Consider the following 22,978-nt stretch of genomic DNA (forward strand, 5'->3'; position numbering starts at 1 on the left):
CCCTCGATCTGGGTCACGGTTGATCGACCGCTCGAGCAACCGCCGGGCATTTCGTCGTCTGGGGACTCCCGCGCGTCGTCCTCGCGACGGTCAGGTGGGTCCGATGGCCATGGCGCTTCCTCGTTGTTCACGTGGTGGTCGTCTCACTGTCGCCAGTCGGGACCGCCGGCGAGAACGACAGCGGGCACCTGCTCCGCCCCGGCCCGGTGCACGATGCACAGGCTGCTCGCGGGCACGGAGGAGCTATCCGCTCACGACGTTCTTGTCGGAGCCGACGCGCGCCCCGGGGGCGCCACGGTCAGGAGTCGGTCCCCACGCCGAACGACGGTGCGGTGCGGTCCGCTCCCCGGGACGCGCGCTGCCGAGCCATCCGAGGAGGAAAGCCGCCGGGACGGAGACCAGCCCGGGGGTGTGGAGCGGGAACAGATTGAAGTCCTGCTCCGGTAGCAGCGCGTATCTCGTCCCGGACACGGCGGGGGAGGCGAGGGTCAGGAGGGTGCACACGGACAGCCCTCCGTAGACGAGCCACAGCAGCCCCCGGCGGTCGAAGCCGCTCCAAAGGAAGGAGTAGACGAGCGCGGGGAACACGCACGAGGCCGCGAGGCTCAGCGAGAAGGCGAGGAGGAACTCGATGGGGTAGCGGTGTACGGCGGTGGTGAGGAGAAGGCTCACGGCGCAGAGCGCCACGACGGACAGCCGCAGGACTGTCGGCTCTCCGATCCCGATCCTGGTACGGCCCCTCCGCCCCACCAGGTCGCGGGTCACGGAGACGGCGGCGGCGAAGGTCACGCTCGCCACGGCCGTGAGGACGGCGAGGAAGGCGACACAGGCCACGAGGGTGATGAGCACGCTCCGGCCGGTGGAGTGCTGGGGAAGGACCGCCGATGCCAGGAAGATCGGGGCTCCCTGTCCCTTCGCGTCGACCGCCCCGATCCGTCCGCCGCCCACTACTGCGGCCGCGGCGAAGCCGGTCGTGATCAGGAGCAGGTAGAAGAGGCCGGTCAGCCCTACGGCGACGCTCAGTGAGCGCCGAGCGGCGGGTACGTCCCGGCTGGCGCTGACGCGCAGGAGCAGGTGGGGCATCATCGCGGTGCCCAGGATGACGACGATGTGGTCACTGAGCGTACCGAGCGTCCCGAAGCCGGCGGTGTGCGTCCACAGGCCGGGACTGAGGTACTCGTCCGGCGACATGCTCTTGTCCATGGCGGCCGCCAGGAGAGATCCAGGGCTCCAGTCGAACAGGCGGAGCGCCAGCAGGGACATCGCGGCGAGCGTCGCCAGGACTACGGGCACCTTGACGGCCTGGACGAAACTGGTGCCGCGCAGATCGGCCACTCCTGCGAAGCACGTGATCAGGAACCCCATCAGCACCGTGCACACCACCTGGGCCCGCTCGGTCGGCATGCCGATCAGAAGAGCGGCGGTGATGCCGCCGGCCCGCAGTTGAACCATGAGCAGGGGTACGGCGATGCACAGTGTCACCACCGCACCGGCGATCCGTGTTCCCGGCCCCTCGGCACGCAGGGAGAACAGCTCGCCCAAGGTGTAGCGGCGGGTCGCGCGGATCCTGGAGGCGAGGAGCAGGAAGACGCCGAGTGCGAGGGCACTGTCGACGGCGGTCGATACTCCGTCGTAGCCGAAGAGGGCGATGGCTCCCGGCAGCGAGACCAGAAGGACGACCGTGATCTGTTCCCCCGCCATCGCGACGCCGTTGAAGACGGGCGGGAGGGATCGGCCGGCGACGTAGAGGAGTTCCGGGTCGTCGTCCTGCGTGGCGAGCGTGAAGACCCACAGGAGGCAGAGGCCGATGAAGACGAGGAAGGAGCTGATGACCGCTCCCCTCGCGTCGGTGCCGATGAGGTCGGGCGAGCCGACGCTCAGGAGCTGCGTCGTCACCACGCGCCCCCGGCCGAACGAGCGGCGGGCGTCCCCGAGGCCGGTTCGAAGGAGGACGCGGCCCGGTTCTCGTACCACCAGGCCCCGCCGATGAGGACGGCGAGCTGCGTGAGCGCCCACGCGATGCCGAGGGTGAGACGTCCGTACACGGAGATCTCTCCGAGGGTCGTGGAACAGGACAGCAGGACGCCGACGGCGAGCGGCAGCGCGTTGACGGTGACCAGCACCCGTGTGTCACGGGAAGGATGCCGGGAGGAAGCGGAGGGCACGGGACCTCTCTCTGAAGAAAAGGAAGCAGACACGGCGCGAGGCGGCCCGGCCGCGGTGAGGCCGATGAAGAGCCTCGTACCGCGCGGCGTTGGGTGTCAGAGGCGGCTGGTCACCGTCAGGCCGGCGTATCGCCCGGCCCGCTCCAGGAGCCGTGGGACACCTGTTTCGAGCGACGGTCCGAAGGCCGTGTCGTTCGGGCGCTCACCCCGCTGCCAGCGGGTGTAGATGGCCTCGCAGAAGATCGCTGCCTTCCACAGGGCGAGGGTCTGGTACCAGGGGAGCGGGGTCAGATCGAGGCCTGTACGGCGTTGGTAGCGCTCTGCCAGCTGGCGCTGGGTGAGGTAGCCGGGAGACCGGGTCACCTTGGTGAGTTCGAGCGGTGTGGGAGGGCTGCCTGCCTCGGACCAGGTGGCGGTGAGGTACCCCAGGTCCGCGAGCGGGTCGCCGAGCGTGGCCATCTCCCAGTCCAGGATCGCGAGGACCCTGGCCGGGGCCCGGGGGGCGAACATGAGGTTGCCCATGCGGTAGTCGCCGTGCACCACCGAGGCGGCCTGGCTCGTCGGCAGGTTGCGGGCGAGCCAGTCCCCGATGTGGTCCACCGTCGGCAGGCTGCGGGTGGTGTTGACCTCCCACAGGCCGCGGAACCGCTCCACCTGGCGCCGGAGGTACCCCTCGGGCAGGCCCAGGGAGGCGAGTTCCCCCCGGCTCACGTCGATGCCGTGCAGGGCGACGAGGGTGTCGACGACCGCCTCGCTGGTGGCGCGGCGCTCTGCGACGGGGGAGAGGTGGGCCGGGACCGTGTCGGTGACGACCGTCCCGTCGACCCGGGACATGAGGTAGAACGGTACGCCCAGGACGGCTTCGTCCTCGCAGACGGCGATGATCTCGGGCACCGGAACCCCGTGCCCGTGGAGGATCTTCTGGATACGGGCCTCGCGCACCATGTCGTGCGTCGACTTCGGCAGCGGCGGGCGCGGGCCGCGGCGCAGGACGACGGACTCGCCACCGCGCTCGATCAGATAGGTGACGTTGGACTGGCCGTCGCCGATGCGCTGCCAGGCGAGCGGGCCGCTGCCGATGCCGTGGGCGTCGAGGAAGCCGGTGACCGCGTCGAGGACCAGTAGCGGAGGGCTGTCGAGGGGGCGGGCCTCCTCCCCACTCGCAACGACCTCAGTGCCGTCGGGGACGGTGTGCATCACGCGCCCCCGTCCCGGCCGACGACGGCGTCGCCCCGGTACGGCTCGCCGGCCCGGACGGCGGCGCCGCGGGCGGCGGAGGCCCGGCGGGCGATGGCCCAGCGGTGGGTCTCGTTCGAGCCGTCGTAGATGCGGAACGGTCGGACCTCGTTGAGGTACTGCGCCAGCGGGAGCCCGTCGGAGACGCCGTCGCCGCCGCAGATCTGGATGGCGCGGTCGATCACCCGGAAGATCGCCTCCGAGCAGTGCACCTTCGCGACCGACGACAGCGCCGAGCCTGCCTTCGGGTCGGTGTGCAGCAGCGCAGCGGTCTTGGTGATGACGGCGTCGGAGGTCTCGATGTCGATGACGGACTCGGCGATCAGGTGCTGGGCCAGGCCGAGCGTGTCGATCGGGCCGCCGAACAGCTCCCTTTTCGCGGCCCGGTCAAGGGCGGTGTCGTGCGCCCTGCGCGCCAGCCCCAGCCACCGCATGCAGTGCGTGAGACGCGCGGGCCCGAGCCGGACCTGGGCGTAGCGGAAGCCGAGTCCGACCTCGCCGAGCACGGCGTCATCGGGGACGAAGCAGTCCTCGATGTACAGGTGCGGGTGGCCGCCGTCGATGGAACGGTCGACGGTGTGGATCGCCTCGCCGACTCGGATGCCGGGGTTGGTCATGTCGACCAGGAACATGGTGGCGCCCTCGGGGGAGCCGTCGACGGCCGGTGTCCGCGCCATCACGATGCAGAACCCGGCGCCCACGGCCCCGCTGGTGAACCGCTTGTGGCCGTCGATGATCCAGCCGCCGTGGGTGCGCACGGCCGTGGTCCGCAGCGCCGCGGGGTCGGAGCCGGCTCCGGGGTGGGGCTCGGTCATGCCGAAGCACGACCGGACGTCTCCCGCGGCCAGCGGCGCGAGATACCGCTCCTTCTGCTGCTCGGTCGCGATCAGGTTGAGCATGTGCATGTTCCCCTCGTCGGGGGCCATGCAGTTGAGGGCGCCGGGACCGATCGGCGAGTAGCCGGCCTCCTGGAGGATCGGTGACCAGTGCTCGATGGGCAGGCCCTGCCCGCCGTACTCCTTCGGCACGAGCGGCGCGAAGACGCCGGCCTCCTTCGCCGCCGTCTGCAGCCGGTCGCGGGTGGCCTGGTCGAGACGTCCACCCGGTGCGGGCTCGGCGTCGATGACGACCTCGCGGATGAACCGGCGGGTGCGCTCCCGCAGTTCCGCGGTCTCCGGCGGAAGGTGAGGGTAAGTCATGGCTGTCCTTTGTCGGGTGGGCTCGGTCGTTACGCGGTGCCGCCGGCGACCGTGAGGCCGCCGTCGACGGTGAGGACGTGGCCGGTGACCCAGGAGGAGTCCTCGGAGGCCAGGTACGCCACGGCGGAGGCGATGTCCGAAGGCTCGCCCAGTCGCCGCAGGGGGTAGTCCGCGGCCACCTCGGTCTCCCTGCCCTCGTACAGGGCTTCGGCGAACCGGGTCTTCACCACGGCGGGGGCCACCGCGTTGACGCGGATCTCCGGGCCGAGCTCGAGGGCCAGGGTCCTGGTCAGGTGGGACACCGCCGCCTTGCTCACCCCGTAGAGCCCGATGCCGGGTGACGGGGTGTCGCCGGTCACCGAGGAGAGGTTCACGACGGTGCCGCGGCGTTCGGTGAATCCGAGCCTCGGGTGGGCCACCGCGTCCTGCACCCAGGCGAGGGTGGCCAGGACGTTGACCTCGAGGACCTTGCGGGCGACGTCGAGTTCCAGGCCGACGACGGGACCGTACGCCGGGTTGATGCCCGCGTTGTTCACCAGGACGTCGAGACCCCCGAACTCGCGTGCGACGGTGTCGAAGACCTCGCGGCGGTGCCCGGGGTCGTCCGCCCTGCCGGCGACGGTGACGACGCTGCCCGGGGGAAGAGCAGCGGCGGCCTCTTCGAGCGGTCCGGCCTTGCGCGCGGTGAGACAGACCCGTGCCCCTTCGGCGACGAGCCGTTCCGCGACGGCGAGACCGATGCCCCGGCTTGCTCCGGTCACGACGGCGGTGCGGCCCGCGAAACGGCCCTGGCCGCTGCTGTTCTGGTTCAACGGATCAGTCCTTCCGAAGGGGCGGACGGCTCGGTAGCGCCTGTCCTGCGGAGTTCGGCGCGGCGGATCTTGCCGCTCTGGGTCTTGGGCAGGTCGGCGACGAAGTGGATCGTGCGGGGGCATTTGTAGGCGGCCAACCGGTCGCGGGAGAAGGCGATCAGCTCTTCCGCCGTGGCGTGCAGGCCCGTCTTGAGCGAGACGTAGGCGACGACGGTCTCGCCCCGGTAGGCGTCCGGCCGGCCGACGACCGCGGCTTCGAGGACCGAGGGGTGCTCGTACAGGGCGTCCTCGACCTCGCGCGGCCAGACCTTGTACCCGGACACGTTGATCTGGTCCTTGAGCCGGTCCACCAGGTACACCCAGCCCTCCTCGTCGATGACGGCGACGTCACCGGTACGCAGCCGGCCCTCCGGCATCGTGTGACGAGTGGCCTCGGGCTTACCCCAGTACCCAGGAACGATCTGCGGCCCGCTCAGCTCCAGCTCGCCCTGCTCACCGCTCGGCACCGGGTCACCGTGCAAGTCCACGACGCGCGCGGTGAGGTGCGGCAGGGGCTTGCCAATGGACAAGGTCCCGCTCGGCGTATGCACCGGCGCTCTGTCCCCCGGCGGTACGGCGATGACGGCGGACGTCGTCTCGGTCATCCCGTAGCCGTTGTGGAGGTAGACGCCGAACCGCTCCCGGAACCGTACGACGGTCGCCGGCGGGATCGGCGCGCCCCCGGAGTACAGGGCCTTCACCGACGCGAAGTGCTCCGGTCCGGCCTGCGGCAGCTGGAAGATCGCGTTGTACGCGGTGATGGAGCCGATCGTGTAGGTCACCCCCTGCTCGGCGAAGGTCTCCAGGGCGACCTCGGGGTGGAAACGGCCCGCCAGGACGAGCGTGGTGTCGGTGAGCAGGGAGATCGTCGCGTTCACCACCGCGCCGGTGATGTGGAACAGCGGGGCCATGGCGAAGACGACGTCCCCGTCGCCCACCCTCATCCACGACGCGCAGGTCGCCACCACGCTCAGGACGTTGCCGTGGGTGTTCATGGCACCCTTCGGCGGCCCCGTCGTTCCCGAGGTGTACGTCAGGAACGCGACGTCGTCACGGGTCGGCTCCACGGGCGAGGGGCCGCAGCCCTCGAACTCGCTTATCAACGCCACCAGATCGCCGTCCGGCGCCGGGGCGTGGCGTTCCGTCGACGCGAAGACCCGCGGATCGTTCCTCGACTGGTAGTCCAGCGCCGAGGTGCTGATCAGCCAGCGCACCGTGCTCCCCGCCAGCGTGCCCAGCGTCTCGTGGACGTCCTCGTCCGCGCAGACGATGCCGACCGCCCCGGCGTCCTCGACGATCCGACGGAGTTCCTGGCGCCGGTACATCGGGTTGAGTCCCAGTGCCGTGGCCCCCAGCTTCCACAGGGCCAGCAGCACCAGCGCGTACTGCGGGACGTTCTGCAGGTACACCCCGACGCGGTCGCCCCGGCCGGTCCCGCGGGCCTCGAACGCGACGGCCAGGGCGTCCGACGCCGCGTCCACCTCCCGCGCGGTCAGGGCACCGTCGAAGAAGCGGAGCGCGGTGCCCTCCGGGTTCTTCGCCACGCGTGCCTTCCACGCGGAAACGAGCGAACTGGGTGCCGCGTCCGTCCCCCTACCGGACCCGTCGCGGGACGTGTCCCACCGCCGACCGTCATCCACTGTCATCTGCCGTCCTTCCCATCCGTGTCGGGCGCTTGGCGCGCCGGTCACGTGAGTTCGCGCTTGAGGATCTTTCCGGTGGACGTCATCGGCAGCGTCTGCACGACCTCGACGATGCGCGGGTACTTGTAGGCGGCCATCTGCTCCTTGCCCCAGGCGATCAGCTCGTCGGGACGGGCCTCGGCGCCTTGGCCGAGGATGACGAACGCCTTGATCTCCTCGCCGTGGCTCTCGTGCGGCACGCCGACGACCGCGGCCAGGCCGACCGCCGGGTGCGTCATCAGGACCTCCTCGATCTCGCGCGGGTACACGTTGAAGCCACCGCGGATGATCAGGTCCTTCGCCCGGTCGACGATGTAGTAGAAGCCGTCCTGGTCCCTGCGGGCCAGGTCGCCGGTACGGAACCAGCCGTCCCTGACGGCTTCGGCGGTGGCCTCGGGGCGGCCGTGGTAGCCCTTCATCACGTTGTGGCCCTTGACCGCGATCTCCCCGACGGCGGTGCCTGAGCCGTCGTCCTCGACCTCCGACCAGTCCGCGTTGACGAGTTTGACCTCGACGCCCCAGATCGGCACGCCGATCGACCCGGGCCGGGGCTCCCGCGCCGGATCGCTGAAGGTCACCACCGGCGAGGTCTCGGAGAGGCCGTAGCCCTCCAGGACCTGGACGCCCAGTCGCTCCCTGACCTGCTTGATGAGTTCCGCGGGGAGCGCGGCGCCGCCGGAGACGCCGACGCGCAGGTTCCTCGCGATGCGCTCGACGTCGACGTCGTCGGTGAGGGCCTGCAGCAGGCCCCACCACATGGTGGGGACGCCTGCGAAGACGGTGATGTCCTCCTGCTGCATCAGGGATACCGTCTGCCGGGCGTCGAACCGTGGCAGCAGCACCAGTGTGCTCGCCGTCGAGAAGCCGGCGTTCATCTGCACGGTCGCCCCGAAGGAGTGAAACAGTGGCAGCACCAGCAGATGGGTGTCCGAGGCCGGCTGGTTGTCCAACAGCCGATTGCACGCGAGGGCGTTGAGCACCAGGTTGGCGTGGCTGAGTTCGGCACCCTTCGCCTGTCCGGTCGTACCGCTCGTGTAGAGCAGCACAGCCGGGTCATCCCCCGAGGTCCCGATGCTGTCGAACGTTGGCGCGGTGCCCCGCAGCGCGGTGCCCAAGGTCTCGACGCCCTCGATCGGGCTCTCCGCCGCAGGGTCGGCGGTGATGAGGAAGAAGTGCTCGCAGCCCGGGGTCCCGGTGAACCCTGCGTGGCCCTCCGCACCCATCGGCAGACCCTCGCCGCCCTCGAAGCAGAAGTACGCCTTCGCCTCCGAGTCGGCGAGGTGGTAGGCGACCTCCCGGCCCTTGAGCAGGACGTTGAGCGGCACGACGACGGCGCCGGCCTTGAGGATCCCGTAGTAGACGACCGGGAACCAGGGCACGTTCGGGCAACTGAGCGCGACCTTGTCGCCGGGCCAGATGCCGCGGTCGACCAGGAGGTTGGCGACCTGGTTGGCGGCGGCGTCGATCTGGGCGTAGGTGAGACGCGTCGTGCCGAGGACGACCGCGTCCCGGTCCGGGTGCGTACGGGCGGAGTCCTCAAGCAGGGCCGAGAGGTTCAGCATGGTGTCTTCCGGATAGGTGGACCGGGCCAGGCCGCGGGGGATCGGAACACGCGGCCTGGCTCGGGGCGGGTGGGGTTACACGCGGCTTGACGCGGACGTCACAACTGCCGCAGGAGCCGGTCGAGGGCCTCGGCCGTCGCCTCGACGTCGGCGGTGGTGTGTGCCGTGCTGAGGAAGACCTTGCCGGACGGCATGAACAGGAAGCCCTGCCGCAGCATCCCTTCGAGGATCACTGCCCAGAGCCCGCTGGTTCCGTGAAGCCCCGTGGCGCCACCGGCGGGGACGTACTGGAGGAGCGAGCCGACCCGGTTGAAGCTGCCGAAGTCGGGCGATGAACCGAGAACGGCGCCGACGAGGGCTTCGAACTCGGACGAGGTCCGTTCGAGCTGTTCGTAGACCGCGGGGTCGGCCAGGACACGCATGGTCGCCGCGACGGCCCCCAGCGCGATCGGGTTGGCGTTGAAGGTTCCGGCGTGCACGACGCCGGACGTCACCTGGTCGATCAGATCGACCCGGCCGACGACGGCGCTCTGGGTGAAGCCGCCGGCCATCGCCTTTCCGAAGACGGACAGGTCGGGCAGCACGCCGTACTTCTCGGCCGCCCCGCCCCGGGCGATCCGGAACCCGGCGATCACCTCGTCGAAGACGAGGACGACGCCGTGCCGGTCGCAGAGGGCCCGCAGCGTCGACAGGAACTGCGGTGAGGGGGCTTCGACGCCGGCGTTGCTCATCACCGGGTCGACGAGCACGGCCGCGATGTCGCGCTCGACGGACTCGCTCAGCAGGCGCTCGGCCAGCTGTACGTCGTTGAAGCGCGCCACGACCAGGTCGTCCAGCACGCTGGCCGACTGCCCCGCCCCACCGGGGGTGGCGGGGCGGTCGCAGTCGTGCTCGGACATCCCGGCGTACACGGTGTCGTGCCAGCCGTGGTAGCTCTTGGCGAACTTCAGGACGCGGCGCCGGCCGGTGGCAGCGCGCGCGAGGCGCAACGCCACCTGCACTGCCTCGGTCCCCGTGTTGCTCCACAGCAGTCGCTCGCCGTGCGGCACGGCCTCGAGGACCGCTTCCGCCGCAAGGTACTCGAGCGGGTGGCCGGTGCCGACGACCTGCATCTTCGTCGCGACCTCGGACACCGCGGACAACACGCGCGGGTCACCGTGACCGAGGACGAGCGGCCCCCAGGCCATCACGTAGTCGACGTACCGGTCGCCGTCCAGGTCCCAGACGTGTGCGCCCCGCGCCTCGCGCACGAAGAGCGGATGGGGCGGCATCGCGGCGCGCAGGCCCGACCCCACACCCCCGCCGACACTGCGGCGGGCTCGCTCGAAGGCCGAGCGTGATGATTCCAGGGCCATGAGATCGCCCCTGCCTTTCAATACGTGATCACCGAGCGGATACCGATACCGCGCTTCATCTGGTCGAACGCCTCGTTGATGTCCTGAAGACCGATCACGCTCGTCACCAGGGAGTCCAGATCGATGCGGTCGTTCATGTAGTGGTCGATCAGCAGCGGGAAGTCGGACGCCGGCTTGCTCGATCCGTAGTTCGAGCCGATGAGCGACAGTTCCTGATCGGACATGACGAACGGATCGATGGAGATCCTCACGCCGTCCGCCACCTGCCCGGCGACCACTGCCGTGCCGCCCCGGGCCAGGACCTCGTAGGCCGACTCGATGGTGCGGGGCAGTCCGATGGCCTCGATGGCGATCTCCACACCGCGTCCGTCGGTGAGCTGGGACACCCGGCCCGCGAAATCCTCGCGGGCGTTGTTGATCAGGTCGGTCGCGCCGAAGACACGCGCCTGCTCCAGCTTCTCGTCGGAGATGTCCGCGGCGATGATCTTCCGGGCGCCGGCGAGCCGGGCACCCTGGATCGCGTTCAGGCCGACGCCGCCGCAGCCGAGGACCAGCACGGTGTCGCTCGGACGCACGCCGGCGGTGTTGACGGCCGCGCCCACACCGGTCGTGACGGCGCATCCGACCAGAGCCGACTGCGGGAACGGGGCGTCTTCCCGGATGGCGATCGCGCCCGATTCGGGCACGAGGGTGTACTGGCCGAACGTTCCGAGGCCCGCGAAGCTGAGCACGTCGCCCCCGTCGGCGGACGTGATCCGGGACCGACCGTCGAACGAGAGGTGGTTCGCCGAGTGCTGGCTGACCATGTCGCAGAGGACGGGCCTGCCACTGATGCAGTAGCGGCAGCGGAGACAGGAAGGCGTCCAGGACAGCACGACGTGGTCGCCCTTCTTCAGCGTCGTGACGCCTTCGCCGACGCTCTCGACGATCCCGGCCCCCTCATGGCCGAGGATCATCGGCGAGGGAACCTCCCATTCGCCCAGGAGGACGTGGAGGTCGCTGTGGCACACCCCGCTCGCCTGGAGCCGCACGAGCACCTCGCCGGGCGGAGGCGTCGAGGGGATCGTCACTCTCTCGACGGTCAGCGGTTCGTTCGGCGTCCTGAAGACGGCGGCGTCGAATTCGATGGTCATGAAAGGTCTCCTTCCGTGTTCTGAGGCGATCAGGTCCGAGCGGTGCGGATGAGCTTCTTGTTGGCGAACTCGTCGATTCCCGCCCGGCCCAGCTCGCGGCCGAAACCGGACAACTTGACCCCACCGAAAGGCAGTTCGGCGCCTTCGAGGCCGACGCCGTTGATGAAGACCATCCCTGCGTCGATCTGGTCGGCGACGCGCAGCGCCTGCTCGGCGTCCGTCGTGAACACGTAGGAACCCAGCCCGTACGGGGTTCCGTTCGCCAGCTCGACGGCCTCGTCCTCGGAACCGACCCGGTAGACGGTCGCGACGGGACCGAAGAGCTCCTCGGCGGCTGACGGCGACGTCGGGGAGACGCCCGTCAGCACGCCGGGCGGGAAGTACGCCCCTTCGCGCTTTCGTGCGGAGACGAAGGTCGCCCCCTCATCGATGGCTCGCCTGACCTGTTCCTCGACGTACTCGGCGGCGGCGACCGAGGACAGGGGCGCCACCCCGCCGGTCAGGGTGAGCACCTTCTCGGTGAACCTGTCGAGGAAGGCGTCGTAGAGGTCCTCGGCGACGATGAAGCGCTTTCCGGCGTTGCACGCCTGCCCGGCGTTCTCGAACCGCGTCTCGACCGCTGCCTGGACCGTGGCGTCGAGGTCGTCGGTCGACAGCACGATGAAGGGGTCCGAGCCGCCCAGTTCGAGCACCACCTTCTTGAGGCTGCGCCCGGCCTGGGCGGCGACCTCCGCGCCGGCCCGCTCCGAACCGGTGAAGGAGACGCCCTGCACGCGGGGGTCCGCGATGGCGCGACCGATCTGCTCCCCGGTGGCGTGGACGTTGACGTAACAGCCCTGGGGGAAGCCCGCGTCCGTGAACAGCTGGTGGAGAGCCGCGGACGACTCCGGACACTGCGACGCGTGCTTGAGCACGATGGTGTTGCCCAGCGCGAGGTTGGGTGCGGCGAATCGGGCCACCTGGTAGTACGGGTAGTTCCAGGGCATGATCCCCAGCAGCACGCCGACCGGCTGGCGACGGACGAAAGCGGTGCCCTCTCCCTCCAGGAGCTCGATCGGTTCGTCGGTGAGGAACTTCTCCGCGTTCTCGGCGTAGTACCGGTAGATCGAGGCGCTGAACTCGACCTCCGCGACGGCCTCGTCCACCGGCTTGCCCATCTCCCGGTGGATGATTCCGGCGAGGTGCCCGCTGCGCTCGCTGTGCAGGGTGGCGACGGTGTTCAACAGTTGGGCGCGCTCTTCCACGGAGGTCTGCCTCGACCAGTGCGTGTAGGCGTTCGCCGCCGCGTCGAGCGCCGCCTCGACGACCTCGTCCGTCGCGGTGGGGTACTCCTTGACCAGCTTGCCGCTGGCGGGGTCCACCACCGCGTACACGTGCCGCTTCGCCATACTGACTCCTTCGTCGTCATTCGGGTTCATGCGGGGGCCCCGGCCGCGCGAGCCGGGTTGGCGTCCAAGGCCGCGTTGCGGTCGTGCAGCGCGCGGTAGGCGCGGAAGTAGACGAATCCCTGGGTGCCCCAGGTCGCCAGCGCGGCGGTGTAGAAGATCGTGCGGTTCGCGTCGTCGAACGGCAGCGGGAAGAAGTCGTACGTCATCGCGATGGCGGTCCCGGCGGCCGTGACCAGTCCCGTCCAGACCGCCGGCCACCTCGCGCCCGCGTCCCAGAGCCGCTTGACGAAGTACCCGAGGAAGACCGCCGTGAGGAGATTGACGACGACGTAGAACACGGCGACCCAGAACGCGGTGCCGCCGGTGTGGAGATCCGCGCCGTGGAACTGCCGGAGGAACAGGCCGGCCACGATCGCTACCCCGAACACGGCCACATCGACGCCGACGCTCGGCTTGTAGCGATGGGTCACCTGCATCAGGGCCATGATCAGGATGAGCGTGATGCCGACCGACCTGGAGAACGCGTCGAAGAAGTACGCCACGTCGTACAGGACGCTGCCGCTGTCGCCACCGAGCAGCGACCAGAGCAGGAAGTTGCTGCCCGACGTCGCGACGACCATACATTCGAGACCGAGGAGGTAGTTGCCGTACCGGCGGATGAACTTCCAGCCGTAGAAGTAGCCGACGAAGATCATCCACAGGTCGGCCAGCAGGAACAGCGCCTCCTTCAACGCGACGCCCCCTCTCGGACGTCACGGGACAGGAGGGTGGCGATGTTCTCGGCGGTGCGCTGGCCCGTCAGGACCGCGCCGTTCATGGTGCCGGCCCATTCGCCGGCGGTTTCGGTGCCGGCCCAGTGGATGCGCCCGTGGGGCTCGGTCAGAGCCTTTCCGTAGCTCACCGTCGTGTGGGGGCCGGCGACAGGGTGGGGGCCTCCGGGGGCGAACGGTTCCGAACCCCAGCAGTGGTCCAGGTAGTCGATCGGGGTGTGGGCCTGCGGACCGTAGAGGTCGACGAGCTGCTGGATGACCAGATCGCGTCGGGTCTCGGGGTCGAAGCCGTCGAAGACGCGAGGGTCGCAGAAGGCCATCAGAACACCCGGTCCGCCGGGGGCGGGGGACACGTCGAAGGTGATGAACACGGTGCCGGTGTCGGTCACCGCCTCGCCGGAGCATCCGTCGGTCCGCCAGAACGGCTTCTCGTAGGCCACGAAGGCCTTGCTGAGGACGCCCATGCGCCACGTTCGTATGAGTCCCTCGGCCTGCTCGGGCAGAGCGGGTTCGAACTCGATGGTGGCGCGGTGCGCCGGGGCGGCCGTGACGATCGCGTATCCCGCGTGGATCTCGCCGGAGTCGGTGTGGACGGTGACGCCGTCGTCGTCCTGCGTGATGCGGCGCGCCGGTGTCTCCAGGCGCACGCGGTCGCCGAGCCGCTCCGCCACCCGCTTGGCGACCTCCTGGGTGGTTTCGGTGAACCGGTCCTGGTTCGCTCCGCCCTCGACGTCCAGCATGTGGTTGAGCCCGCCCGCTGCACGGATGTAGCGCAGTACGTGCAGCAGGGAGACGTCTCCCGGGGTGCAGCCCCACTGCACCTTGCTGACGATGGTCATCAGCGCACGGGTGCCGGGCAGCGCGCACTTCCGGTCGAGCCACTCGCCGAACGAGACGGCGTCGAGCCGGCCCGCCCCGGGCGTCTCCCACGCGGCGTTCACGTCGATGGTCGCCACCAGCTTGTTCACCGCCGTCTGCATGCGGGCCATGTCCACCAGGGTCGCGGGGGAGACCTTGGGAATGGTGCCGCTGTAGGTGCGGCGCCGACCGGCCATCCACAGCACGTTGCGACCCTGGTCGAACTGGCCGGTCGTGGTGCACCCCATCCGGTGCGCGAGGTCCCGGATGGCGGTGTGGCGTTGTGCCACCCATGTCGCTCCGAGGTCGACCTTCACGCCTGCCACCTCGCCGGAGAGCGAGCGGCCTCCGACCCGGTCGCGGCCTTCCACGACCAGGACGGACCGCCCGGTGCTCACCAGCCGCTCGGCGGCGCTCAGACCGGCGAATCCGGCACCGACGATCACGATGTCGACCGTGGTGTCCCTGGAGTCGGACTTACGAGATCCGGACATGGTTTCCTCCTTCGCCCACGCGGTTCGCGTGCTGCGAGATGTAGGTCGTGACGGGGTCGATGAGCGCCTCGGGGATGTGGTGGCCCATGCCGGGGATGACCACGTGCTGCGCCGAGCGGATCGCCCGGACGGTCGCGGCGCCGCCGCTCGGGTGCACCAGCGGGTCCCGGTCGCCGTGGATGACAAGCGTCGGGGCGGTGATCCTGCTCAGCTGGGCCGTCCGGTCTCCGGAACGCTGGATGGCCTGGATCTGTCGCGCCGTGCCGGCCGCCGGGTCACCGGCGCTGCGGTCCCAGCCGCGAGCCGCGATGGCCGCCTCGGCCGCGTCGTCGATGGGATGCCCCGTCCCCGCGACGTGCCGGGTGAGCCGCAGGTGGGCACGGACCGCCGCGGTTCTGTTCCTCGCGGGCGGGGCGGCGAGGAGCCGGATCGTCGACAGAGCCGGCTGCCCCACCTTGCGCGCCCCGGTGGTGGAGTAGAGGGAGGCCAGCGACAGGACCCGCTCGGGCGCCGTGGCCGCGATCGTCTGCGCGATCATCCCGCCCATCGACCGCCCGACCAGGTGCACCCGCGAGATCCCGAGATGGTCGAGTACGCCGACGGCGTCCTGTGCCATGTCGGCCAGTGCGTACGCGTCGCCGCGCGGGCGCGCGGCGATCTGACGCCAGATCCCGGGAGGGGGCGCGGCGACGAACGTCGACTGGCCGGCGTCGCGGTTGTCGATCGCGACGACCCGGAAGCCCCTGGTGACGAGGGAGCCGACGAACGAGTCGGTCCAGAAGGTGAGGTCTTCGCCCAGTCCCGCGATGAGCAGCATCGCTGGGTCGTCCTCGTCGCCGTGGTCCCGGAAGCAGATCGTCATCCCGGACGGCAGAGCCGCGTACTGGTCGGCGCTCTCGGAGCCACTGGCCTCAGGCATGGGTGGCGCGCCTCCCGCCGGGCGACTGCGCGGCCGCCCGGCGGGCGCCGAACTCGAGGTTCTCGTCGGCCACCGGGCCACGCAGGGCCTTGGCGTCCTCGGGGTAGGACATCGCCATCCGCCAGGGCTTCTCGGGGCCCTGCTGGGGCAGGAGCTTCTCGCCGCGCTTGGCGTACCCGGCCTGAAGGTCCATGACGGGCCTGCGCTTCGTTCCCGCCGGTGCGACCGGAACCACCGTGTCGTATCCGCGGGCGTCCATGTGCCTGACCAAGTCGATGAAGTAGCGACACATCAGACTCACCTTGAGCGTCCAGGACGAGGTGGTGTAGCCGATCGCCATCGCCCAGTTCGGGATGCCGCTCAGCAGCATGCCGCGGTAACAGAGCGCGTCCGCGAGGTCGACCTGGCGTCCGTCTACCACGAGGGGCATGCCGTCGAAGAGCTGGAGGTTCAGTCCCGTCGCGGTGACGATGACGTCGGCTTCCAGTTCCTCGCCCGACGCCAGGACGATTCCGCGCTTGCTGAACCGTGCCACGGCGTCGGTGACGACAGAGGCCCTTCCGTCCTTGATCGCGTCGAAGAAGTCCCCGTCCGGCGCCACGCACAGCCGCTGGTCCCACGGGTCGTACGGCGGGTTGAAGTGCTTGTCGACGTCGAACCCCTTGGGAAGGCGCTTGACGTTCTCGTGCCGGATGAAGGCCCGTCCGGCCTTGGGGAAGGTCCGCAGGCCCTTCACGACGGCGTGTTCGGTCCAGATGTTCTTGAACCGCGTCACGGCGTACCCGCGCTCCTCTCCGAGCAGTTTCGTGAGCGCCAGGGCGACCCTGTCGACCCGGGGGAGCGCCATGACGTAGGTGGGGGTGCGCTGCAGCATCGTCACGTGCCGGGCGGCGCCCGCCCCGGTGGTCATGGCCGGCACCAGTGTGATCGCGGTCGCGCCGCTGCCGATGACGACGACCTTCTTGCCGCTGTAGTCGAGGTCCTCGGGCCAGTGCTGCGGATGGACGATCCGGCCCTCGAAGTCGTCCCGCCCCGGGAACTCCGGGGAGAACCCCTCGTCGTACCGGTAGTAGCCGGTGGCGGCGAAGACCCATCCCGCGTGGATCGTCTTGATCCGGCTCGCTCCCGTGGCGGGGTCCGACGTCTGGACGGTGAGAGTCCACCGTGAGTCCGCCGTGGACCACTCCGAGCGGACGACCCGGTGGCCGAGCCTGAGGACGCGCTCCAGGCCGTTCTCCTCGACGGTCTCGTGGAGGTACCCCTTGATGAGGGGAGCGTCGGCGATCGCGGCTTTGTGGCGCCAGGGCTTGAACGCGTATCCGAACGTGTGGAGGTCGGAGTCCGAGCGGATGCCGGGATAGCGGAACAGGTCCCACGTGCCTCCGATGTCGTCGCGCGCTTCCAGCACGGCGAGCGACTTCTCGGGGAGCTCCCGGCTGAAATAGGAGGCCGCGCCGATCCCGGAGATCCCGGCTCCGATGATCACCACGTCGAATTCCTCGACGGCGTCCAACACCTCAGCTGTCATGGCGTTTCCTCGCTGTTCCTGTGGCGGTTACCTCACTGTCGCGAGCAGCGCCCGCCTGCGAGAACGACAGCGCGCACCTCCTTTGCCAGGGCTCGGTGCACGATGCACAGGCGGCCCCGGGCCGCTGCGCCCCGACCGACCTGGCGCACCCGTTGCGGGGGCGAGGACGGCGTGATAGTGGTTTGCCCCTCACGTGTTTAGTCGCACTAAACACGTGGCCGTGGTCGTGCGCGGAGGCCGAACCCGCTGTCGCGGGGGGCCCGCGCGGAGCCACCTCCTCTCGCGTGGGCGTACCGCCTCACGCACCCCTTCACCCACCCACGACGAGCCGGTACCGGCCCGTGAGCCGAAAGGTGTCGCGATGACCGACCTCTCCAAGACAGGGCACGTCGAAGTACCCGGCGGTGAAGCGGGCTCGGGCGACCCGCTCAACCGCGGGCTCGGCGTATCGCAGATCGTGTTCATGGTCGTCGCCGCAGCGGCGCCGCTCGGGCTTGTGGCCGGTGGGGTGCCGCTCGCCTTCACCGTGAGCGGCAGCCCGGGGATGCCGCTGTACTTCGCGCTGTCCACCGTGATGCTGCTGATCTTCGCGGTCGGCTTCACGCTGATGGTCGGACGGGTACGCAACGCGGGCGCCTTCTACGCCTACGTCCAGGCGGGGCTGGGCCGGATCCCCGGTCTCTCGGCCGCGACCCTCGCGCTCTTCTCCTACACGCTGCTCCTCGTCGGGGTGAACGCCTACGTCGGCGTCGCGACGAGCAACGTCATCGAGCGGTACGCCGACGTCGGCTCCCCGTGGTGGTCGTGGGCGCTCGTCTCGCTCGGCGTCATCGCCTTCCTCGGCTACCGCGACATCGAGCTGAGCGCCAAGGTGCTCGGTGCCGTGCTGGTGCTGGAATCCTTGCTGCTCCTGGTCCTGGACCTCGGCATCGTGGGCCACGGCGGCGCCAACGGCCTGACGGCCGAGCCGCTGTCGCCCTCGATCGCGGGCACCGGATCCCTGGGCCTCGGCGTCATGTTCGCCCTTTTCGGGTTCATCGGCTTCGAGGCGACGGCCGTGTTCCGCAACGAGGCGAAGGACCCCGACGCCACGGTCCCGCGGGCGACGTACGTCGCGATCCTGGTCATCGGGGTCTTCTACTCGTTCACCGTGTGGGCGATCGTGGTGGGTGCCGGCGTCGACGCGGTGGTCGGAGCCGCGCAGGCCGACCCCGAGGGCCTGGTCCTCACGCTGACGCGGAGCTACGTGGGCTCCGTCTGGGCCGACATCATGCAACTCCTCCTGATCACCAGCCAGTTCGCCTGCGTGCTGGCCTTCCACAACGTCGTGACGCGCTACCAGTTCGCGCTGTCCCGGGCCGGTGCGCTTCCGGCGTCGCTGGGCGTCGTCCACTCACGGCACCGCGCGCCGTCGGCCTCCTCGGCCGTCGCCTCGGCGGTCGCGTTCACCACCACGCTCGTCGTCGCCGCGCTCGGCCTCGACCCGATCGGGGACCTCTACGCATGGTTCTCCGGCGCCGCCACCCTCGGCGTCGTCCTGCTGATGGCGGCCACCAGCCTCGCGGTCATCGGGTTCTTCCGGCGCGCCGACGGGCGGCAGTCGGTGTGGCGTACGGTCGTGGCCCCGGGCGTCGCCTTCCTCGGCCTGGCCTGTGTGGTCTGCCTGATGGTCGTCAACTTCCCGCTCCTCGTCGGCACCGTCACGGGCGCCTGGGTGATCGGCGGTCTCGTCGCCCTCTCGGCCGTGGCCGGCGCGGTGCAGGCCCTCGTCCTGCGAGCGCGCCGCCCGGCCGTCTACGAGCGGCTCTAGGTGATGTCCTCGAATGATCTTGCCGAGTGGATCACGATGGGGTGGTACGTCGTCGCGAACTGTCCGATGGCGAGTGGGAGTTCGTCCGGACGCCGCTGCCCGCGCCGTCGCGGGGGCGGAAGCGGCTGGACGACCTGCTGATGTGGGCCTGACATTCATCGACAGGGCCTGGTGACCTGTCGGGGAGCTCTCGGCTGAGAGGGGGGCCGCGCCGGTCCCGGCGATTCCCGCTCCGATGAACACCACGTCGAACTCCTCGACGGCGTCCAACACCGCAGTCGGCATGGCGTTGGCTCGGCCGGCGTACGAGCGCAGGGGCGCGATCGGCCTGTGCGCCATGCACCATCCCCAGGGGAACCAGGTGCCCCGTGTCGTTCTCACCGCGGTCGTGGCTGACGACAGTGAGATGCGAGGCAATCGCCACAGGCGAAGTCCAGTTTCGCTGAACACCGTGTCGAGGACGTGCCGACCGGGGCGTCTAGGGGTGTGCATTGAGTAATCAGACTGTCATCGTGGGCCTCGCCGCCACCGGCCGGGCCATCGCTTCTTCCCTGCTGCAACGCGCGGACGTGGAGATCGTCGGAGCAGCGGACCGGGACCCCCGCGTGATTGGTCAAGACCTCGGAGCGCTGCTTGGCGGCGCCGCGAACGGCGTCGTCATCGTGAGCGACCCGGCCGACCTGCCCACCGCCGACCTCGCGATCGTGGCGACCGTTTCGGATCTGCACAGGGTGGCCGACGTCCTGCTGCCGCTGCTGGAGCGTTCGTACAACGTCCTGAGCATCTGCGAAGAGCTGGCCTATCCATGGCAGAGCCATCCCGACCTGGCCCGACGGCTCGACGACACGGCGAAGGCGCATGGCGTGACGGTCCTGGGCAGCGGGGCGAACCCGGGCATCCTGATGGACACCCTTCCTCTCCTGCTGACCGCTTTGACTCAGCGTGTGGAGAGCGTGCGGATCCGCCGACGGACGAACATGTCACGCTATGGCGCGATCCTGTCGAAGTTCAGCCTCCGTCTGACCATGCGCGAGTTCGCGACGGCTCGCAGCCGGGGCGAGGTCGTCGGACACCACGGCTTCGAGCAGGCCATCGGGGCGCTCGCGGCAGGGCTCGGATGGGATCTCGACTCGGTGGACATGGGAGAGGTCGAGCCCGCGGTCGTGACGACTTCGCCGCGCGTCGGGGACCACATGTGTATCGAACCGGGGCAGGTCGCGGCTGTCACTCATGCCGCCCGGGGCGTGCTCAAGGGCGAAGCGGTGATCGACCTGGAGATCACGTTCGGGTTCTTCGAGCCGGCCGATGAGGTGGCCGCGGGGGACGGTTATCGGATCGTCGGAGAGGAGCAGGTCGTCGACCTTCGTTCCTCCGTGGGCTTCGATTCCTTCCTCAGCACCATCGCAGCGGCGGTCAATGCCTCCACCGCTGTCGTCGAGGCGCGTCCCGGTCTCCTGTCGATGGGGGACCTCCCGGTCCGCTCGGTCGCGGCCAAGGGAGAGCGACGAGCAGCCCGAGCCTCGCTCGGGGCCACGACCTCTCAGGACTGACACGGCGACACACGCCTCCACTACTGCTAAAAGGAGACCAGCGCAGCATGAGGACCGACGGCACGAAGTACAGCAACTTCACCGGCTGGATCGACCCGCCGGACGACGTGCAGCCCGCGCTGGACGGCGATCTCACCTGTGACATCGCCGTCATCGGCGGCGGCATGGGTGGCATGGCGGCTGCGCTGCGCCTCGCGGAGCGCGACCAGGACGTGGTCCTGCTGGAGGCCGAGTTCTGCGGCTACGGCTCGGCCTCGCGCAACGGCGGTCAGATCGCCGGGGCGCCGGGTGGCGACTTGCGGATGCTCAGCCTCCAGTCCCCGAAGAAGATGCCGGTCATGGCCAAACTGGCGGAGCACGCTGGCCATTATGTGGAAAACCTCATCAAGACGCACGACATCGACTGCGACTACGTGGCGAACGGCCTGGTGTGGGGTGCGGTCTCACCCCTCATGATGCTCAGGGTGCGTACCCAGGCGGCGATCCTGCGCGCCTTCGGTGGGGACGGGACCGTCGGCAGCAGAGAGGAACTCGGCCTCCCCGCAGGTTTCGTGGGCGGGATGCGGGAATCCATCGGCGGGATGCTGAACCCGGGCAAGCTCGCTCGGGGTGTGCGCCGCGCACTGCTCGCCTCCTCGGCCAAGGTCTTCGAGCAGTCGCGGGTGAGCGACGTCCGGCGGACCGGCAGCACCGTCGAGATCACGACACCGCACGGCACCGTGCGGGCCAACAAGGTGCTGCTCGCAACCAGCGTCTACGGCGGCGAGTGGGACATCACTCCCAAGAACCTCGCGACGCCGCTGTACGTCATCGAGATCGAGTCGGAACCCATCGCGCCGGAGCGGCTCGCCGCGCTGGACTGGACCAGTCGGTCCGGCATCATCACCCAGCACCAGTTGATGACCCACTACCGGCTCACCGAGCGCAACACCATCGTCTGCGGGGTCCGCAAAGCCCAGCGAGGCCAGGCCTACCCGCTCCCGGACCGGGTCCCGGACCCCGGTGTCGTGCGGGACATGGGGAAGGATCTGGCCAACCGGTTCCCGTCGCTGTCCGACGTGGCCATCGAGCGGGCCTGGGGCGGGTGGATCGGCATCAGCCCGGACTGGCTGTCGGTCGCCGGGCAGGTGGGTGACAACGTCTTCTACGCGATGGCCTGCAACGGCCACGGCCTCTGCCAGGTGCCGTACGTGACCCATCAGCTCGCCGACTACATCGTCGACGGTGAGATGCCGGAGGACCTCGCCGGCATCTGGTCGGACGCCTCGAAGTACTCGCCGTCGATGTCGCTGCTGATGCAGCCGTTCGTCCTCCGAGCCATCTGGGGGCTGGACCGGTTCAACGACTTCTTCAACGGCAGCAGGACGCTGGCCCGGCGGGCGCTCCGTCGTGCCAGGCGCGGGGACTTCTGAAGGTTCGGGTGGCGCTTGCTCTGTGACGGTGTGATGTGACACCGCCACTCGCTACGACAAGACCGCGCCGCTCTCACGGAGCAGCCGTCCGTCGCCCTCGCATCACTCCTGATGTGGGCCCGACATGTGACGACAGAACTTATGCGGGTCCTCGCGCGGCGCGCAGCAGGGGAGGCGACAGGACCCAGAGGACCTCGCTCACCGTCGCACCCGGATTATCGAACTGGTGAAGCGTCTGTCCGGAGAACGAGGTGGACGCCCCTGCCGACAGCATCCGGGTCTCGCCCCCGACGATCAGACGGGTCGAGCCGCTCAGTCCCATCGCGAAGATCGTGGCGGTGTCGAGCCGATAGGGGCCTCCGGTGCCCCCGCCCGGCTCGATCACGGAACGGAAGACCTGGAATGCCGTGGTGCCGGCGGGCGTGAGCAGGTATTCGGCCACGCCCTCACCGCCCATGTCGATCCGGCTTCCACCCTCCACGACTTGCTCGTCGGGGTACGCGAACAGCTCCCCGACACCGATCCGCAGCACCTCGCAGACGCGCAGCAACGTCGGGACGGACACGCTGGTGAGCCCGCGCTCCAACTGGCTCAGAAAGCCCTTGGTGACCTCTGCCCGGTGCGCGACCTCCGTCAACGACAACCCGCGGTCGAGCCTGATCTTCCGCAGCTGCGCGCCTGTGGACGCTTCGAGGGCGGCGGCCCCCCTCTCCGCTCCGCCTGCCGTCCCGCTGTCACCGATGGACATGGTGTGCTCACCGCCCGTCCCGAGGCCGAGGTCGTGCGCCTGTCAGGTGACGGGCCGACCCGGACGAGTCCTCTCCGTGGCACGAGGCTAAGGCATGCGCGCCAGGGGCGGTCGGTGCGCCCCTGCGGAGGGGGCGACGGCGGCGAACCCCTTGTAGCGTCGACGAGGGCGTGGTAAATCTGCCGCTGTTTAGTGGTAGTAAACAGCGGCGGTCGGCAGCCCGCGCCTTCGCCGTCGGCCAGGCCGCCGACGAGCCCTTCATCTGTCTGTGACACGGCATGTCGGGAGCCTCGGCTCCCCGAGAGCAGAGGGACACTG

General features: G+C 69.7%; 18 protein-coding genes. 3 read left to right on the forward strand and 15 right to left on the reverse strand.

Translation table 11 applies throughout. The features are described from left to right. Positions 1–243: 243 nt before the first annotated feature. The 14 genes from ACIA6C_RS22720 to ACIA6C_RS22785 all read right to left on the reverse strand — a co-directional run bounded on the left by ACIA6C_RS22720 (position 244) and on the right by ACIA6C_RS22785 (position 17,140). A complete protein-coding gene (locus ACIA6C_RS22720) occupies positions 244–1,896 on the reverse strand; it encodes a transporter (RefSeq protein ID WP_399278361.1) in 1,653 nt (550 codons plus the stop codon). Next, on the reverse strand, positions 1,893–2,165 hold the full coding sequence (locus ACIA6C_RS22725) for a hypothetical protein (RefSeq protein ID WP_399278363.1): 273 nt from the start codon (positions 2,163–2,165) through the stop codon (positions 1,893–1,895). Before ACIA6C_RS22725 ends, ACIA6C_RS22720 begins: the two co-directional genes overlap by 4 nt. A 96-nt stretch (positions 2,166–2,261) precedes the next feature. Beyond that, on the reverse strand, positions 2,262–3,362 hold the full coding sequence (locus ACIA6C_RS22730; protein ID WP_399278364.1) for a phosphotransferase family protein: 1,101 nt from the start codon (positions 3,360–3,362) through the stop codon (positions 2,262–2,264). Then, complete coding sequence (locus ACIA6C_RS22735; protein WP_399278365.1) at positions 3,362–4,600, reverse strand: acyl-CoA dehydrogenase family protein; 1,239 nt, start codon at positions 4,598–4,600, stop codon at positions 3,362–3,364. Before ACIA6C_RS22735 ends, ACIA6C_RS22730 begins: the two co-directional genes overlap by 1 nt. A gap of 29 nt (positions 4,601–4,629) precedes the next feature. Then, positions 4,630–5,412 (reverse strand): SDR family oxidoreductase, encoded by a 783-nt coding sequence (locus ACIA6C_RS22740; RefSeq protein ID WP_399278367.1) that lies wholly within the window; start codon positions 5,410–5,412, stop codon positions 4,630–4,632. Further along, positions 5,409–6,995 (reverse strand): class I adenylate-forming enzyme family protein, encoded by a 1,587-nt coding sequence (locus tag ACIA6C_RS22745; RefSeq protein ID WP_399278369.1) that lies wholly within the window; start codon positions 6,993–6,995, stop codon positions 5,409–5,411. Before ACIA6C_RS22745 ends, ACIA6C_RS22740 begins: the two co-directional genes overlap by 4 nt. 143 nt (positions 6,996–7,138) lie before the next feature. Next, positions 7,139–8,695, reverse strand: coding sequence for a long-chain fatty acid--CoA ligase (locus ACIA6C_RS22750; RefSeq protein WP_399278371.1), 1,557 nt, complete (start codon positions 8,693–8,695; stop codon positions 7,139–7,141). Between the two features lie 98 nt (positions 8,696–8,793). Further along, the gene (locus ACIA6C_RS22755) at positions 8,794–10,050 is read right to left on the reverse strand and encodes an aspartate aminotransferase family protein (protein ID WP_399278373.1); all 1,257 of its coding nucleotides are present in this window, start codon (positions 10,048–10,050) and stop codon (positions 8,794–8,796) included. Positions 10,051–10,067: 17 nt separating this feature from the next. Further along, the gene (locus ACIA6C_RS22760) at positions 10,068–11,183 is read right to left on the reverse strand and encodes a Zn-dependent alcohol dehydrogenase (RefSeq protein WP_399278375.1); all 1,116 of its coding nucleotides are present in this window, start codon (positions 11,181–11,183) and stop codon (positions 10,068–10,070) included. 29 nt (positions 11,184–11,212) lie between these two features. Beyond that, the gene (locus ACIA6C_RS22765; protein WP_399278377.1) at positions 11,213–12,571 is read right to left on the reverse strand and encodes an NAD-dependent succinate-semialdehyde dehydrogenase; all 1,359 of its coding nucleotides are present in this window, start codon (positions 12,569–12,571) and stop codon (positions 11,213–11,215) included. 26 nt (positions 12,572–12,597) lie between these two features. Further along, a complete protein-coding gene (locus ACIA6C_RS22770) occupies positions 12,598–13,302 on the reverse strand; it encodes a transporter (RefSeq protein WP_399278379.1) in 705 nt (234 codons plus the stop codon). Continuing rightward, complete coding sequence (locus ACIA6C_RS22775) at positions 13,299–14,693, reverse strand: flavin monoamine oxidase family protein (RefSeq protein WP_399278381.1); 1,395 nt, start codon at positions 14,691–14,693, stop codon at positions 13,299–13,301. The genes ACIA6C_RS22770 and ACIA6C_RS22775 overlap by 4 nt, the downstream gene beginning before the upstream one ends. Beyond that, the gene (locus ACIA6C_RS22780; RefSeq protein WP_399278383.1) at positions 14,677–15,612 is read right to left on the reverse strand and encodes an alpha/beta fold hydrolase; all 936 of its coding nucleotides are present in this window, start codon (positions 15,610–15,612) and stop codon (positions 14,677–14,679) included. The genes ACIA6C_RS22775 and ACIA6C_RS22780 overlap by 17 nt, the downstream gene beginning before the upstream one ends. Then, positions 15,605–17,140, reverse strand: a complete 1,536-nt coding sequence (locus ACIA6C_RS22785; RefSeq protein ID WP_399278384.1) for a flavin-containing monooxygenase — start codon at positions 17,138–17,140, stop codon at positions 15,605–15,607. Before ACIA6C_RS22785 ends, ACIA6C_RS22780 begins: the two co-directional genes overlap by 8 nt. Before the next feature lie 361 nt (positions 17,141–17,501). Between ACIA6C_RS22785 and ACIA6C_RS22790 the strand changes: the two genes are divergently transcribed. The 3 genes from ACIA6C_RS22790 (at position 17,502) to ACIA6C_RS22800 (ending at position 21,912) form a co-directional block, all read left to right on the forward strand. Beyond that, on the forward strand, positions 17,502–18,950 hold the full coding sequence (locus ACIA6C_RS22790; RefSeq protein ID WP_399278386.1) for an APC family permease: 1,449 nt from the start codon (positions 17,502–17,504) through the stop codon (positions 18,948–18,950). 512 nt (positions 18,951–19,462) lie between these two features. After that, positions 19,463–20,500, forward strand: coding sequence for a dihydrodipicolinate reductase (locus ACIA6C_RS22795; protein WP_399278388.1), 1,038 nt, complete (start codon positions 19,463–19,465; stop codon positions 20,498–20,500). 47 nt (positions 20,501–20,547) lie between these two features. Then, positions 20,548–21,912, forward strand: a complete 1,365-nt coding sequence (locus ACIA6C_RS22800) for an NAD(P)/FAD-dependent oxidoreductase (protein ID WP_399278390.1) — start codon at positions 20,548–20,550, stop codon at positions 21,910–21,912. Positions 21,913–22,051: 139 nt separating this feature from the next. On the opposite strand, the gene ACIA6C_RS22805 is transcribed toward ACIA6C_RS22800, so the two are convergent. Beyond that, on the reverse strand, positions 22,052–22,660 hold the full coding sequence (locus tag ACIA6C_RS22805; protein ID WP_399278392.1) for a helix-turn-helix domain-containing protein: 609 nt from the start codon (positions 22,658–22,660) through the stop codon (positions 22,052–22,054). Positions 22,661–22,978 lie beyond the last annotated feature (318 nt).

It is taken from the genome of Streptomyces sp. NPDC051578, from assembly GCF_044454045.1.
In the GTDB taxonomy this organism is placed as follows: domain Bacteria; phylum Actinomycetota; class Actinomycetes; order Streptomycetales; family Streptomycetaceae; genus Streptomyces.